This is a genomic window from Streptomyces sp. NPDC001315 (assembly GCF_042896175.1).
Taxonomy (GTDB): Bacteria; Actinomycetota; Actinomycetes; order Streptomycetales; family Streptomycetaceae; genus Streptomyces.
This window is the reverse complement of the sequence record NZ_JBIAWZ010000032.1, coordinates 65,663-78,983: the sequence shown is the minus strand read 5'-3', so window position 1 is coordinate 78,983 and position 13,321 is coordinate 65,663. Positions and strand designations below refer to the sequence as shown.

Genomic DNA, 13,321 nt, shown 5'->3' with positions numbered 1-13,321 from the left:
CAGCTCAGCCCGGTCGACTACGAGCGGCGATCGAGTACGCTCGAACTCGCCGCATAACAGGATGAAACGGTGTCCACTCGTCGGGTGGAAGTCCCCTGAGCACGTTGTTGCTGCAGGGTGAGGACATGATTGATCAGCTCGCCCGTGCTCACATGTCCTGGGGCCTGGGCTCGGCGGATCGCTGGGACTGGATCAGACGACTGGCCTGATCACCTGGACCTTCCCCGACAAGACCGCAACGGCGCCTGCTCAGATCCTCGGCAGTTTCAGCCCGTCGTCCCGCTCGTGGGTGTGGGCATGGGCGAACCAGAGCATCCTGCCCGAACTGAGCCACGACGCCCAAAGTGTTCGGGATTGGGCCGAGGCCCATGGGCACCATGCTCTGGTTGAGCCCGAGATTGATGCTGACGAGCAAGTGGCGGCGACGCTCACGGCTTTGGCTGTGGGGGTCACGGAGGCGACCGGCTTCTATCGGGGTCCCGGAGGCAACTCCATGGTGATGATTACCTTCGGGCCAGTCACCTTGGCCATGGCAGACGGCAGCGGACCGGCTCACTCCCGCCCGCGTCCGCCGCGACTTCCGGCACTCCGCCCACAGACCGCTTGCCCAGCCAGAGCACCGAAACCCTCCCGTCCCGGCCCTGGACGGCCACCGGGCCGAAAGATCACCCGGGCCACACCCCGCCACGACGTGCACACAGCCCAGAAAACACAGCCAGCGAAACGACGAGAGAAGAAGTCAACCACCCCGAAACCCCGCCGCACAGGTTAAAGATCAAGCTGGGGCGTGTTTCGAAAGTGCTGGTCACAGCCATGGGTAGCGAAAGCACTGGTGCCAGCGCACCGGTTTCGACAAGCTGCGACACATGGACTGGACGCCCCTGCTCTCCACACTGACCGGTGCCGTCATCGGCATCGCAGCCACTCTGATCGCCGACCGCAATCGGTGGCGGCAGGAGGAAGTCAGGCATGCTCTGGAAGTACGGCGCGAGGTCTACACGGAGTATGTTTCCGCCCTCAAAGCCGCGGGTGAGGAGATACGGGCCGTCGCCCTGGGCGACCACATGTCCGAGTCGGCACGCGACGCGGCGGTGCGGGAAGCCGTGCGCGGCACCGGCATCTACACGGCGAGCGAACGCCTCTGGCTCGTGGGCCCCCCGCAGGTCGTGGAGGCGGGGAACGAGGCGTTCCACTGCCTGCGCGCGATCCGCGACGCCTATGCCCGTGGAGTGGCTGTCGGCTCCGCCGACGACGCGCCCCTGATAGAGCGGCGACGCAAGGCTATGGCGCAGATGCGTCGCCGCATGCGTGAGGACCTGGGCATCGGACCCCTCGGAATCGAGTGATGCGTCACCAGCCCTGAACTCGTCCCAGCCTCGAGAGGTCCCCGCCACCGTGCTGGTCACAGCCATTCATTGATGGCCGCGACCAGCACGGTCGCCTCGAAGCGGACGGCGAGCCTGTCGTACCTCGTTGCCACTGCCCGGTGGCGCTTGAGGCGATTGATGCCGCACTCCACCGCATGGCGCTCTTTGTAGTCCGCGGCGTCGAACTTCGGCGGCCGACCACCCTGGGAACCGCGCTTATTGCGGTTGGCGATCTGGTCGCGCTTCTCCGGGATCGTGCAGCGGATGTCGCGCTTGCGCGGGTAGGCGCGGTTCGCGCGGGAGCCGTACGCCTTGTCGGCACGAACCCTGTCCGGCCGGGTACGAAGTTTTCCCACGGCGAGGTCACGTTCGGCGGCGCAGCGTTCTCCGGCGCCAAGGTCACCTTCCGCGGCGCAACGTTCTCCGGTGCCACGGTCGACCAGGACCGTTCGACCAGGTATGGGCCGATGCACGCCGCGTCCAGGTCGCAGGCCTGGAGCGTGGCGAGGGCGTGGGCTGGGGTTTCGACGACGGGTTCGCGATCGGTGAAGGACGTGTTCAGGACGACGGGCACTCCGGTGAGCTGATGGAAGTGCTCGATCAGGGCCCCGTACGCGGGAACGGTGGCCAGGTTGGCTCTGTTCGCGAGACCGGACAGCAGTTGTGCGCCGGTGTGGGAGGCAGCCAACACCTACGTGGGAATCGAAATGCTCACGGGTTCCGACAGCGCTGGTAGAGGTGGGCTCCTTCGGGGGCGCCGAAGCATGGCAGCTGGCGACTGTCTAAGGTCACGTGCATGTCGAGGACCACACCGCCGCGCCCGCTCGATGTCGAGGCGCTTTTCCCGGAGCTGGCGACCCATCGGGGCACTACCACCCGGCTCCATCCGCGCCCGGGCCGACCTGATGTGGCGGCCAGTTCTGTGGGCGGCCCGCTGCTGTGGCCGGTGGACGAACCCTGGCCGGTGTGCACCGAGCCTCACCGCCGTGCACGGGGCCGACGCCCGGCGGACATCCACCGGCAGCGGCAGATCCTTGCTTCCGCATGGCTCCGTGAATCGAACCCGGGCCCCTCGAACGAGGAACGGCAGCTACTGGAGGAGCTGGACCAGAAACATCGTATTCAAGAGGATGCAGCGACCGATCCACTGCCACTCATCGGCGTGGCGCAGCTGCACCGGCGGGACATCCCCGATCTGCCGGCAGGACCGGACGACTGCGATCTGCTCCAGGTGTTCTGGTGCCCCTTCGACGCACACGGGCCGACCGGTTACGGCATGCTGCTCGACCTGCGCTGGCGCCGGTCGTGGGAGGTCACCGAGGTGCAGACATCACCGCCACAGCCGCAGGTCGTCGGCTTCGAGGGGTACGTGCCCGAGCCGTGCGTGCTGCATCCGGAGCAGGTGGCCACCTACCCGTTCGCCGGCCTCCTCCCGGAGGACCTGTGCGCACGGATCGATGCCTGGGAAGAGGCCCTGGAGGAGGAGGCCGAGCAGTCGGAGGACGAAGACGCCGCCGCATCAGTGGGCTACCAGTACGACCTGTCCATCCCACCCGGCTGGCGCGTGGGCGGTTTCGCCTCCTGGCACACCACGGACCCGTCCCCCATGAACTGCCTGGCCTGCGCCACACCGATGCACCTGCTGCTGACCATCGACAGCTCGGAATGGGACGGCGGCAGCGGCAGCTGGAAGCCGCTCGAAGAACAGGACTTGCCCACACACCTGTACGCCACGCCGACCAAGGTCACCGTGGGCCGCTGGGGCGAACTCAACATCTTCGCCTGCCCCGAAGACCCCTGCCACCCGCACCGGTGGAGCATCCAGTAGATCACTCAGCCATGACCCCGGCAGGCGCTTGAGGGAGTCCGTTCTCCTGGGCTGGGGCGATCGAGTGGCGCAGCTGTGGCCGGCGGCCGAGTGCTGTCGTCTCTCGTGAACATCGAACAGTGGCACAGTCCGGGTGCCTTCCAAAGCGCTGAGCAACCGCTGCCCAAACCCGTGAGGGGGTGCGGGCGGGGCCGGTGGCGGGGCGGGAGGAGCGGTCGAGCAGTCCGTTTCTCACCGTGCGCGCCGGCGGGCGTACCACTTGGCCAGGCAGCGGCGGGAGATCCCGGCTTCCGCAGCCACGTGCGCGATCGGACGTCCGGCGTCGATCCGCAGACACAAGCGCAGACGTCGCGAGGCGCACCGGATCAGCGGTGCGTTCCGATGTCTCCTGCTGGTGGCGCTCCTGGACTCGGCGGCCGCGTTCACTGGGAGCCCTTGGATCTCAGGGCTCCCGCGTGAGCGGCTGTGCGTGGCGTCAGCGTGCGAACTTTTCGATGGCCGCTGGGGTAACGGGGGTGAAGAAGTTGACGAGGTTGCCGTCGGGGTCACGGAACAGCAGCGACCGGTTGCCCCAGGGCATCGTGGTGGGCTCGGTGACGAAGTCGGTGACGAAGCCGGTGAGGTTCTGGTGAACGCGGTCCACGTCGTCGACGAGGAACTCGGTGATCACGCTGTGGTTGTCCGCCGGGCGAGCAGAGCCCGGGGCGAACAGCGGGACGGTGCGGGTGTCGGCGATCGCGAGGGTGGCGCCCGCGGTCTTGAGTTCGGCGAAGTCCTCGGTGGCCCACGTCGCCCGCGCCCCTGTGGCTCGTTCGTAGAACTCGACGAGGCGCGCTACGTCGCTGGTGATGATGCGGATCGAGACGAAGTCCATGGGGATCTCCTTGGTTGTGCTGGAGGCGTGCACGTCGCAGGCTAGGAGAAATAGTGGACAGAATCGGTCCTGTATTCGCGTTAGGCTGCGAACATGCCTCGACCCGCCGGCCGCGTTCTGACACTCCTGGAGCTGCTGCAGTCGGGTGGCACCCGGACGGTGGCCGAACTCGCCGGCCAGCTCGGCGTCGAAGGGCGCACCGTGCGGCGGTATGTGGACCAGCTGATCGACCTGGACGTGCCCGTGGAATCGGTGCGCGGCCGCTACGGCGGGTACCGGCTCGCCCCCGGGTACCGCTTGCCTCCGCTCATGCTCAGCGACGACGAGGCGCTGGCCGTGCTGCTCGGCCTGGTCGCCGGCCGCCGGGCGGGGTTGACGACGACGGAGCGCACGGCGAGCGAGACGGCAGCGGCGAAGATCCGGCGGGTGCTGCCCAAGCACATCGCCCGCAGGCTCGACACACTCCTGGAAGCTCTCGCCTTCACGGATCAGCCCGATGATTTCGACACCCCGGACGCCGAGGTCCTGCTCACCATCGCCGATGCGGTGCGCCACCGCCGACCGGTCTCGCTCCGCTACACCGACCGCGACGGACGGCGCAGCGAACGCACGCTGCACGCGTACGGGATCGTCGCCCACGCGGGCCGGTGGTACGTCACGGGCAAGGACGCCCAGATCGGCGCGGACCGAACCTTCCGGCTCGATCGCATCGCGGACGCACGAACCCTGCCCGGCTCATTCGAAGCGCCCGTGGGTCCCGATCCGGCACATCGCCTGTTGTCAGCCTTCGCCACGGCCGAGTACCGGCACGAGGTGACCTTGCGGATCCACGGAACGGTCGAGCAGATCCGCGCCCGCCTTCCCGTCGGCGTCGCGAGCCTGGAGGAGTCCGCGCCCGTGACAGGCGAGGACCGGGCGACCGAGCGCTGGCTGCGCGTCGAGCTGCGGGCGGAGCGGCTCGACTGGTTGCCTCCGGTACTCGCCTCACTCGACCGGCCGTTCGTCATCGAGCGCCCCGATGAACTGCGCGACCTCGTCATCGCGCTCGCCGATCGCCTCGCGTCCTACGCCCGCCAAGCGTGACCGCGAGGAACCAATGTCATGAGCTGGCACAGCAAGGAGCCCGCTTTCGCCGTCTTCGTCTTCTTCTTCGCCATCCCGGGGATCTACCCGCCGCAGCCCTGCGGACCCTGCGGTCAGGGACGGAACAAGGAGATGGCCGTCCGTACCTCTGCGGCCCGGTCCCATTCGGCCCCAAACTCGCCAACGGGTACGCGCCCGTCACGGACGATCGTCTCGGCTGCCGCGGCCAGGTCCTCGAGGCGGGCGAAGACACACCGGAGCGGGGTGAGCGGCATGATGCGGGTGGGAATCCGGGGGTTGCCGGGGCAGCGGGCGTATGCCCAGCCGCGTTCGTCGTCCCAGTGGAACCGGATGCTGGTAGGTCCCGCCGTGCGGCTGGCATCCCAGATGAGGATGAGCCGTATCCGGCCGCCGGAGCCGGCGCCGGTGCAGTAGGCGCGGCGCCGGGTGCGAGGTCCCGCCCGGTGAGCGCAGCGTCGACGGCCTGCACGTAGGGCCAGTGCGGGAGTTCCTGTGCCCGGCCGGCAGCGGGCCCGGGCGGATCGAGCAGCACACGGCCCTCCGAGCTCGGCGTGGACAGGTGGGCGCGGGTCATGAAGCCCGCCGGAAGACGGTGGCCGGCCCGATGGCCTGGGCACCGAACCGGGCACGGACCCGGTCGATGGCGCTCTCCGCGACCAGGCGCGCCTCGCAGGAGGCGTCGAAGCTGATCTGCTGGGCGCTCTGACCGGCTTCGGCCAGGTCCTCGGTCTTCAGCGCCAGGCCGGTCAGCCGGCCGCGCTGGAGAGCCGCCGCGTCCATCAGCCGGTAGGCGAGCAGACGCAGATCGTCTTCGTGCGCGGATGCTTCCGCCAGCCTCCGGGTCCTGTCCCAGCGGCCGTCGCCCGCGAAGGAGAGAGTGAGGGTCAGCGCTCGGGCGGCCTGGCCGCGCCGGCGCAGCAGGTGCCCGAGGCGGACCACCTACTCCAGCAGGGCGGCCCGTACTTCGGCGCCGTCCAGGACATGCCGGTCGAAGCGGTAGCGGACGGTCGCGGAGACGGGCATGGCGCGGGGGACAACGGGGCGGGGGTCGATGCCCCGGGCCCGGTCGGCAGCGAGCCGTCCGGCACTGCCGCCCAGGAAGCGCTGGACGGTGGCAGGCGGGACCGCGGCGAGCGCGCCGACGTAGTGGATGCCGTACTCGCCCGAGCGGTACGGGCCCTGGTGCACCGTCTACGGACGGTTCCACCTCTGGGCCGGGTCCGGGGTCTTCCAGACGCTGATGGAAGCGGTGATCGCCGAGGCTGCCGCGCGCGGTCAGGCGGACCTCGGCCTGGTGACCGTGGACTCCACCGTGGCCCGGGCCCACCACCACGCCGCGGGGATGACGGTCGATGCGGAGCTGCTCGAAGCCCTGGAGAAGGCAGTCACCGAGGAAAAGGGGCTTCGCCAAAGGGACGGACTTCTTGCGGGCGACCGCGTGCCGGTCGCGATAGCGAGCAGCTGCCATCGGGTTGATCGCGTAGATGGGACGCTTGGTGGCTCGAAGGCAGGCCACGAGCAGGCCGCGGGAGGTTTCGATCGCCACCGGGATCGGGGCGTCCTCGCTGTCGCCGTGGGTGGTGAGAAGGTCCAGGAGCTGTTGCAGGCCCGTGGCGTCGTCGGTGATCCGGGCCCGGGCTAACAAGGTTCCCTCGTGGTCGACCAGGGCGACGTCGTGGTGGTCGCTGGCCCAGTCGATCCCGCAGGTGACGGTCATCGTGTCGCTTTCGTCCTCTCGGTCAGGAGCTTGTTGCTGCTGGTCGCAGCCGTGCGGGGGCACGTGTCTCCCTAATGGAAGGGCTCGATGGCCCAGCATCCGATGAGCCGTTCGTGACCCCAGCGGCCAGCGGGGCCCTCGGTCTGCTCAGGAGCTCGGCGGCTCCAGGCTTTGTAAGAGGTGACCCCCGCAGGCGGCTCGGACCACGGACGTCAACGACCCGATCGTCGGACTGGATGTGGTAGTTGCGTCCGGTCTCGTGGCGGTGAACGGTGCTGGAGGCCGGCGCTTGTCCCACGGCTCGAGGGCCCAGGCGTACTCTGCGGCTTCCCCGGCACCGATCACCACCACGATGTACGGCCCTGACTGAAGCGGGGCCCGCAGTCTCTTTCAGGACCTCGACGGGCCGGGGTGGGCCTGGCGGTGCCCCGCTTCACTGCCCGTTAGGCGTACTCCTCCCGCGCCAACCGTGCCTACCTGCGCAGACGCAGGATCCGGGCGGTGATCCCGGAGAAGAGCGACCAAGCAGAAGAAGGGGCGCCGAGGCGGGCGCCCCCCTCGCCCATGACACCGAGCTCTACCGCGACCGCAACACGGTGGAACGCTGCATCAACAAGATCGAGGAGTGGCGCGGACTCGCCGATACCCCGACCCCGGCCGGGCCAACACCCCGCCACGGCACCCGGCGCGGCTCAACTCCTATGGTCGGCCAGCGTCCGCGTCGACCAGTGCGACAGGCCGGATTCCGCCGGCGGGGACATCCTCGTCAAAGCGATCACCCCAGCCCGCACCTGCGGCGGCACCTGGGTACGCGGCCCGCCACGGCGCTTCTCCTCCAGACCGGCAATACCCCGCTCGGCATAACGCGCCTTGCAGCGGTCCACCGTCAACGGCGCCACACCGGCAAGCTCGGCAATGTCCTTGCGCCGCCGCCCCTCGCCGGACCACAACACGATCCGCGCACGAAGCGCCACATCGGCCGGAACATCCCGCGACCCGGCCAACTCCGTAGTTCTGCCATCTGTTCAGAGGTGAGATCCATACCAGACGCAACGATCACAGAAGCCTCAGGTTCCATGAACAGGATCACGAGACACTAGGGCTCAGTGAGGCTCTTGGGATACGCGCCGCAAATTTAAGTAATTCGTCGCATGTCCGTGGTCTCACGCCGTAAATATCGTTCCACGCGAATGTCCTCACCCGACCTGCACGGAAGGGGCTGAAGGATGCCACCCAAGTTGGCATTTGGGGCTGACGCGACTGCAGCAATCTTCGGGCATCTGGAGGTTAGCGATGCCATAGGGATATCCCCGAAGCGTGCACCTCACATTCGCGCACAGACTGGGCTGGTTGACGCACTGGATTGCTGGATCGAGGAGGGCGCACGGGCATGAAACTGGACGAGTTGATGGGCATCGTCATCGACGAGCTCTACGCCGGACTGACCGGCGGTGACGCCGAACTGCCGATCCCACAGAACACGATGATCAACTGGATGATGCCGTCGATCGTCATGCACGAGTCCGAATTCGACTTCGCTATCGCGGGCCCGTTCGCCGGGCCGTCGCCGTTAACCCTCCCCTTCTTCAAGACCCTGGTCGACGCGATCAAGGGAGACGCGCCGGGGATGGACCAGGCGCAGGCGGTCGCGGAGGCCAAGGCCATGTACCAGAGCCACCTTCTCGGCACATGGGAGAACTGGTCACGCATGGTCGACTTCATCCCGCTGGACAGTCCGGGCGGCGGGTCCCGGTGGGAGCGCACGCGCGCTCCAGGTTCGAAGTACAAGCACACCCAGGTCGTCTACGCGCAGGCGGGACGGACGCTGTCGCAGACCTACGCGGACACGCTGAACAATTGCGAGGTCGCCGACGACCAGCTCACCGGGAACGAACAGAAGATCATCGAACGGATGCGCGCGCTGCTGCAGGAGGAGGTCGAGGTCGAGAACTTCCTCACCGGCGCGAAGACCAAGGAGATCCGCCCGTCCAAGGCGACCCTTGCGTACGAGGAGTACCGGACAAAGTACGAGAACGCCGTCATCGACTACGCCGCCCGACTGGCACGTTCGCAGACCGGCAGCGCCGCCGACCGGATCGAGTGGAACCGCAGCGGCGGCATCTACCGGGCACGGGCGAAGCAGGCCCTGCAGGAATGGGTGGGCCGAGGGTTCAAGAACGACATCGAGACGGCGCACGCGACCATCGACCAGATTCTCGGCACCTCAATGCTGCTCTGGTGGAACCGGCTGAAGAGCGACGTCGACGCCATCGACAACAATGTCAGCGGCTCGTTCGGCTATCCGTTCTTCCCCGCGACGGTCGTGCCCGGCAGCTTCGCCCGCAACCCGAACTGGGCGGTCTACGATGAGCGGCACGTCGAGTCGCACACCAAGTCGACCAGCTCCGCCCGTCAGGGGAGCGCCGCGGTCGGATTCTCCCTCGGCCTCTTCAACGTGGGCGCGGCCGGCGGCGGCGGGCGCGAAGACTTCGAGGTCGACATGACCGGTAAGTCATTCGGCATCAAGTTCGACTACACCCAGGTGCAGATCGTACGGCCGGCCTTCAACGCGAACTGGTTCTGGGCACGTGGCTGGAGGCCCAAGCCCGGCTTCGAGCTGCTCGGGTACCCGCCGTTGCACTCCAACGGCGCGGAACATCCGGAGGGCGCGATGATCGCCTACCCGACCGCGGCGCTGTTCGCCCGGAACCTGACCCTCTACAGCAGCGAGGTCGCCGCACATGTCAAGCAGCACGCCGACCACATCGAAGGCGGCGGGTTCGTCGGCATCGGGCCATTCACCATCGGCGGCAAGTACGGGCAGACAAACAACTCGAGCGAGCAGTCGTTCACGTTCGACGGCTCCTCTGTGACGATGAACGGCATCCAGCTGATGGCATTCATCAGCACCAAGATCCCCAAGGCCGCCGACCCGTCACCCGACATCAAGAAGTGGGTCGGCGAGTGACGTGGAACCGCTCGGTGTACACGTGGCCCTCGCGGCGTGGATAGACCAGCGGCGGCCGTACGACGGCTTCGCCGTGGTCTCGGCCGTTCCGGTGCAGTTCACGCCGACCGCGATCCTGCCGCTCTTCGCCACCCTCGATGCGAGCCGCGAGGCGGAACTCGTGCGGATGGCGAACCTGGTCCCCCGCAAAGGGACAGTGGCCGAGCCGTTCGGACCGGGTGCGCCGCTATGGGAGCAGGTGTCGGCGGTGCTCGATCGGATGGCCTTCGCCCGCCGACCGCTGACGGACGCGGAAGCCACCGAACTTGACGCCGCCCGCCGGGTTCTGTACGTCACCGACAAGGACGGGCTGCACACCTCCGCGCAGTACAACGCGTACCTGGAGATGAGCTCGGTGGTCCAGTCGTTGCAGGACGCCGGGGCCGCTGTGGAGGTGCAGCAGGCCGCGCTCAGCGACTGGCTGGTGCTCGGCTTCAAGAACGAGGTGGAGAAGGCGCTCGCCGATCTGACCCGGCTGGCCTCGCGGTCCTCGGTCATCGAGGCGATGTCGTGCCGGGCACAGCTCGACGAGACCGCGCTGCTCAGCGCTGGGGACATCAGCTACGCGCCCACCTCCTTCTATCCGCTGTCCGCGGCAAACTGCGCCACTTGGTCCATCGCCGAGGCCACGTTCGCCGAACTCGCTGATTGCGCGGCGAAGGCCTTCCCCGGGGCGCCGGCTATGGTCGCCTCGGCCAGCGCCGCCAAGTGCCGCTTCGCCTACACCATGATCGAGACCCTGCGGCCATGGCCGTTCGCCCAGTTGCTCAAGCGCGACGACTGGCGGCTGCCCGGCGGCGAGCTCGTCTCCGGCGGCGACGGGATCAACGGCTCGATCCCGGCGTACGTCCAGACGGTCTATGCCGCGACCATCATCGGCCTGACGGCCGCGCCGCCACCGCGACCCCGCTGGCAGTTGGGGCCGTTCACACCCGTCAAGCCGCCGTTCCGCGGCAGCCCGTTCCGCTTCGTCCCGCCGGCCCGGACCGCCGTGCTCGGTGCGGGCAACGCCGGCGGGGTGGTCGCCGGGCGGACCGCTCAGCTCGTGCCGGCCGGGACCGCGGCCTTCGGCGGGATCACCATGCGGCAGCGGGACCCGGCCCTGGTCCAGCGGTTCCAGATACCCCTGGACCGCTCGGAATGGCTGGCCCGGCTCGCCATCGCCCAGTCGGTCACCGGGGTCTCACCCACACCCGTGCCGACACCTGCCGAACCTGCCGTGGCGGACCTCGCTGCCGGAGCCGGCGTGGTCGGTTTCGGCTGCGTCACCGTGCCGGTCTCGCCCCGCCCCAACGAACAGTATCAATGGCAATGAAAGGTGGAGGACCGTGTTGACTGCGAGGCGATTCACGAGTCGTACGACCGCAAGCACCCGCGAGCGGCTAGAGGCGGCGATGTCGAACGTTCGACCCATCGGCCTGCGCGAGACGCACCGCGGCGCTGTTCGTGCGATCCAGAGCGCGCTGGCCGACCTCAGCGACGCATACCTGTTGCAGGCCCAGGTGGACGGCATGTTCGGTGCCCGGACCGCGACCGCCGTCGAGACGTTCCAGCGCGACTATGGCCTGTACGCCGACGGTTTCGTCGGCAAGCAGACGATGACCCAGCTCGACACGATCTTCTCCGGTGGTGTCGTGCGGACGCCGTCCGGGATGAGCCTGCACGTCGGGGTGAACAAACTGAACCCGGCCCACTACGGCGACGAGGTTGCCGTGCTGGCGTCCTGCGTCAACGACGCCAAGGCCATGCAGCGGATGGCCGAGAACCTCGGCTACAGCGGGTCCGTGCTCGCCGATGAGGACGCGACCGTGGTCAACGTTGCCGCGGCGATCCGCGCGGCCACCGAGGCGTTGTTCACCGGTGACGCGTTCCTGTTGTCGTTCTCCGGCCACGGCAGTCAGATCCCGAACAGCGGCGCCGATGACGAGCCCGACGGCATGGACGAAACCCTCTGCCTGTACGACCGGATGCTCGTCGACGACGAACTGCACCTGCTGCTGGGCGAGTTCCGCGCTGGTGTGCGGGTTTTCCTGGTCTTCGACAGCTGCCACAGCGCCACCGCAGCCAAGGCGAAGGATCAGATCACCATTGGCCGCAAGGCGATCAAGGACGTCCGGGTCAAGGATCTCGACAGTTCCTTCAAGCAGCTGGAAGTCGCGCTCGCCACGGTGCCGGTCACCCGGCAAGAGGTCGGCAGCGACGAGGTGCCCGCGGCCCGCAGCGCCGAGCCGCTGACCGACGAACAGCTCAGCAAGGCGTTCGCCGACGAGCTCGACCCGGACGAGTTGCGGCCGACCGAGCCGGCGGAGCTCAGCGTCCAGTCCAAGGACATCATCCAGCTGTTCGCCGACCTTGAGGCGGACGCCGCGCACGCGCCGGGCAAGCTGCTGCAGCCCTGGGAGACGCCGTACAAGGGCGCCAACCGTGCCGTGTACGACAGCGTGCGCAACCTCGTCGGCCTGAAGGAGATGACGGTCGTCGAGGCGAAGGTGGCCAGCTTCGCGGCCTGCCTCGACGCGCAGACGACCCTCGCCGGCAGCGTTCTCAGCGAGTTCACCTCGCACCTGGTCACGGTGTGGGGCAATGGTGACTACGCGGGCGATGGCGAACAGCTCATCGCCCGGCTCAAGCAGCTCGGCAGCCAGAACGGTGCGATCCCCACCCTGATGACGTACGGTGCTGGCGGTTCTGCGGTCGCCTACGAACGCCCGTTCGTGATCTGAGTCGGCCATGAGTCCCGCATCGCTTGCGGAAGACAGCACTTTACGGATCACGGGCACGCCGGGCGCCTCACCGCAGACGGCGGCCAGCACGGCCGCGGCGGCCGCAGCGAAGTCAGCCGGGGCCGGGGCGAGCGAGGATGAGGCCACGCGTGCGGGCTGGGAGGCGGCCAGGAGAACGGTACGAGTGTGGCCGGCACCGTGCTGTCCCAACTGCCCCGGCCGGAGCCGTCGCGTGACGCCCGGCCGCACCATGGTCTGCCCGGCAGCCACCGCTGCCGGGCGGACCCGGCGCCGTCTGCGGCGGCCTGCTTCTGGTGGCCCTGTCCTGCCGCACCGACCAGCCCCGGCCCACGGAGACGTAACCGCTCAGCCCCGCGAGGCGGCGGCCCTCAACGCCTGCCGCAGCTCGCCGAGCCCGGGGGCGCCGACCAGGCCGTCCGGCGTGCGGTAGACCCGGCCCGCCAGCCCCGGCGCCCTGCCCGCCTCGGCGAACGGATCCCGGCCCCCGATCCAGATGGTCGGCGAGCCGGTGAAGCCGATCCGCTCTGCCTCCGCCTGGCCGGCGACCACGCGGACGGTGAAACCGACTTCGCGCATCCCTTCCTCATCCAGCGCCTGCCGCAGCCGGTCGGCGGCGAGCGCCTCGTTCGGGCAGTCCGGCACGGCCAGAACCACGATCTCCATGCCTCCAGGATCGCGTA

At 68.5% G+C, this 13,321-nt stretch carries 12 protein-coding genes and 6 pseudogenes; 9 read left to right on the top strand and 9 right to left on the bottom strand.

All coding sequences use genetic code 11. The annotated features are described in order from the left end of the window. Positions 1–157 precede the first annotated feature (157 nt). From ACFY16_RS40715 to ACFY16_RS40705, 3 genes and pseudogenes are all read left to right on the top strand, one after another. Positions 158–445 (top strand): annotated as a pseudogene (locus tag ACFY16_RS40715) (DUF6882 domain-containing protein); the annotation flags it as partial. A 97-nt stretch (positions 446–542) separates the two neighbouring features. Then, positions 543–772: pseudogene (locus ACFY16_RS40710) on the top strand (transposase); the annotation flags it as partial. Between the two features lie 94 nt (positions 773–866). Further along, entirely contained in the window at positions 867–1,346 is a 480-nt protein-coding gene (locus ACFY16_RS40705; protein WP_390652280.1) for a hypothetical protein, read from the top strand. A gap of 56 nt (positions 1,347–1,402) precedes the next feature. Here the strand turns inward: ACFY16_RS40705 and ACFY16_RS40700 are convergent, their stop codons facing one another. Together ACFY16_RS40700 and ACFY16_RS40695 are read right to left on the bottom strand one after the other, a co-directional pair. Then, positions 1,403–1,723, bottom strand: a complete 321-nt coding sequence (locus ACFY16_RS40700) for a transposase (RefSeq protein WP_390652284.1) — start codon at positions 1,721–1,723, stop codon at positions 1,403–1,405. 101 nt (positions 1,724–1,824) lie between these two features. Beyond that, positions 1,825–2,058 (bottom strand): annotated as a pseudogene (locus ACFY16_RS40695) (carbamoyltransferase C-terminal domain-containing protein); the annotation flags it as partial. A 105-nt stretch (positions 2,059–2,163) separates the two neighbouring features. Between ACFY16_RS40695 and ACFY16_RS40690 the strand changes: the two are divergent. Next, positions 2,164–3,195: a hypothetical protein gene (locus ACFY16_RS40690; protein ID WP_390652279.1), complete on the top strand. Its 1,032-nt coding sequence runs from the start codon at positions 2,164–2,166 to the stop codon at positions 3,193–3,195. Positions 3,196–3,361: 166 nt separating this feature from the next. On the opposite strand, the pseudogene ACFY16_RS40685 reads toward ACFY16_RS40690, so the two are convergent. Both ACFY16_RS40685 and ACFY16_RS40680 read right to left on the bottom strand, forming a co-directional pair. Continuing rightward, positions 3,362–3,564 (bottom strand): annotated as a pseudogene (locus tag ACFY16_RS40685) (helix-turn-helix domain-containing protein); the annotation flags it as partial. Positions 3,565–3,670: 106 nt separating this feature from the next. Beyond that, positions 3,671–4,069, bottom strand: a complete 399-nt coding sequence (locus tag ACFY16_RS40680) for a VOC family protein (RefSeq protein ID WP_390652278.1) — start codon at positions 4,067–4,069, stop codon at positions 3,671–3,673. Between the two features lie 93 nt (positions 4,070–4,162). Here ACFY16_RS40680 and ACFY16_RS40675 point away from each other — a divergent pair, with 93 nt between their 5' ends. Beyond that, positions 4,163–5,152: a helix-turn-helix transcriptional regulator gene (locus tag ACFY16_RS40675; protein WP_390652277.1), complete on the top strand. Its 990-nt coding sequence runs from the start codon at positions 4,163–4,165 to the stop codon at positions 5,150–5,152. A gap of 591 nt (positions 5,153–5,743) precedes the next feature. Here the strand turns inward: ACFY16_RS40675 and ACFY16_RS40670 are convergent. From ACFY16_RS40670 to ACFY16_RS40660, 3 genes and pseudogenes are all read right to left on the bottom strand, one after another. Further along, complete coding sequence (locus ACFY16_RS40670) at positions 5,744–6,112, bottom strand: hypothetical protein (RefSeq protein ID WP_390652276.1); 369 nt, start codon at positions 6,110–6,112, stop codon at positions 5,744–5,746. Beyond that, positions 6,113–6,361, bottom strand: coding sequence for a hypothetical protein (locus ACFY16_RS40665; protein ID WP_390652275.1), 249 nt, complete (start codon positions 6,359–6,361; stop codon positions 6,113–6,115). Positions 6,362–6,515: 154 nt separating this feature from the next. Then, positions 6,516–6,890: pseudogene (locus ACFY16_RS40660) on the bottom strand (transposase); the annotation flags it as partial. A 447-nt stretch (positions 6,891–7,337) separates the two neighbouring features. Here ACFY16_RS40660 and ACFY16_RS40655 point away from each other — a divergent pair. Beyond that, a pseudogene (locus ACFY16_RS40655) lies at positions 7,338–7,531 on the top strand (IS5/IS1182 family transposase); the annotation flags it as partial. Between the two features lie 51 nt (positions 7,532–7,582). Here ACFY16_RS40655 and ACFY16_RS40650 read toward each other — a convergent pair. Next, entirely contained in the window at positions 7,583–7,894 is a 312-nt protein-coding gene (locus tag ACFY16_RS40650; protein ID WP_390652274.1) for a helix-turn-helix domain-containing protein, read from the bottom strand. Positions 7,895–8,280: 386 nt separating this feature from the next. On the opposite strand from ACFY16_RS40650, the gene ACFY16_RS40645 reads away from it, so the two are divergent. The 3 genes from ACFY16_RS40645 to ACFY16_RS40635 all read left to right on the top strand — a co-directional run bounded on the left by ACFY16_RS40645 (position 8,281) and on the right by ACFY16_RS40635 (position 12,620). Continuing rightward, a complete protein-coding gene (locus ACFY16_RS40645) occupies positions 8,281–9,858 on the top strand; it encodes a hypothetical protein (RefSeq protein ID WP_390652273.1) in 1,578 nt (525 codons plus the stop codon). 22 nt (positions 9,859–9,880) lie between these two features. Beyond that, positions 9,881–11,212, top strand: a complete 1,332-nt coding sequence (locus ACFY16_RS40640) for a hypothetical protein (protein ID WP_390652272.1) — start codon at positions 9,881–9,883, stop codon at positions 11,210–11,212. A gap of 79 nt (positions 11,213–11,291) precedes the next feature. Beyond that, complete coding sequence (locus tag ACFY16_RS40635; RefSeq protein ID WP_390652271.1) at positions 11,292–12,620, top strand: caspase family protein; 1,329 nt, start codon at positions 11,292–11,294, stop codon at positions 12,618–12,620. A 366-nt stretch (positions 12,621–12,986) separates the two neighbouring features. On the opposite strand, the gene ACFY16_RS40630 is transcribed toward ACFY16_RS40635, so the two are convergent. Then, positions 12,987–13,304 (bottom strand): hypothetical protein, encoded by a 318-nt coding sequence (locus tag ACFY16_RS40630; protein ID WP_390652270.1) that lies wholly within the window; start codon positions 13,302–13,304, stop codon positions 12,987–12,989. Positions 13,305–13,321: the final 17 nt, after the last annotated feature.

Coding starts and splice junctions, on each gene's coding strand:
- ACFY16_RS40705 (WP_390652280.1), top strand. CDS start 867: ATGGACTGGACGCCCCTGCTCTCCACACTGACCGGTGCCGTCATCGGC.
- ACFY16_RS40690 (WP_390652279.1), top strand. CDS start 2,164: ATGTCGAGGACCACACCGCCGCGCCCGCTCGATGTCGAGGCGCTTTTC.
- ACFY16_RS40680 (WP_390652278.1), bottom strand. CDS start 4,069: ATGGACTTCGTCTCGATCCGCATCATCACCAGCGACGTAGCGCGCCTC.
- ACFY16_RS40675 (WP_390652277.1), top strand. CDS start 4,163: ATGCCTCGACCCGCCGGCCGCGTTCTGACACTCCTGGAGCTGCTGCAG.
- ACFY16_RS40645 (WP_390652273.1), top strand. CDS start 8,281: ATGAAACTGGACGAGTTGATGGGCATCGTCATCGACGAGCTCTACGCC.
- ACFY16_RS40635 (WP_390652271.1), top strand. CDS start 11,292: ATGTCGAACGTTCGACCCATCGGCCTGCGCGAGACGCACCGCGGCGCT.
- ACFY16_RS40630 (WP_390652270.1), bottom strand. CDS start 13,304: ATGGAGATCGTGGTTCTGGCCGTGCCGGACTGCCCGAACGAGGCGCTC.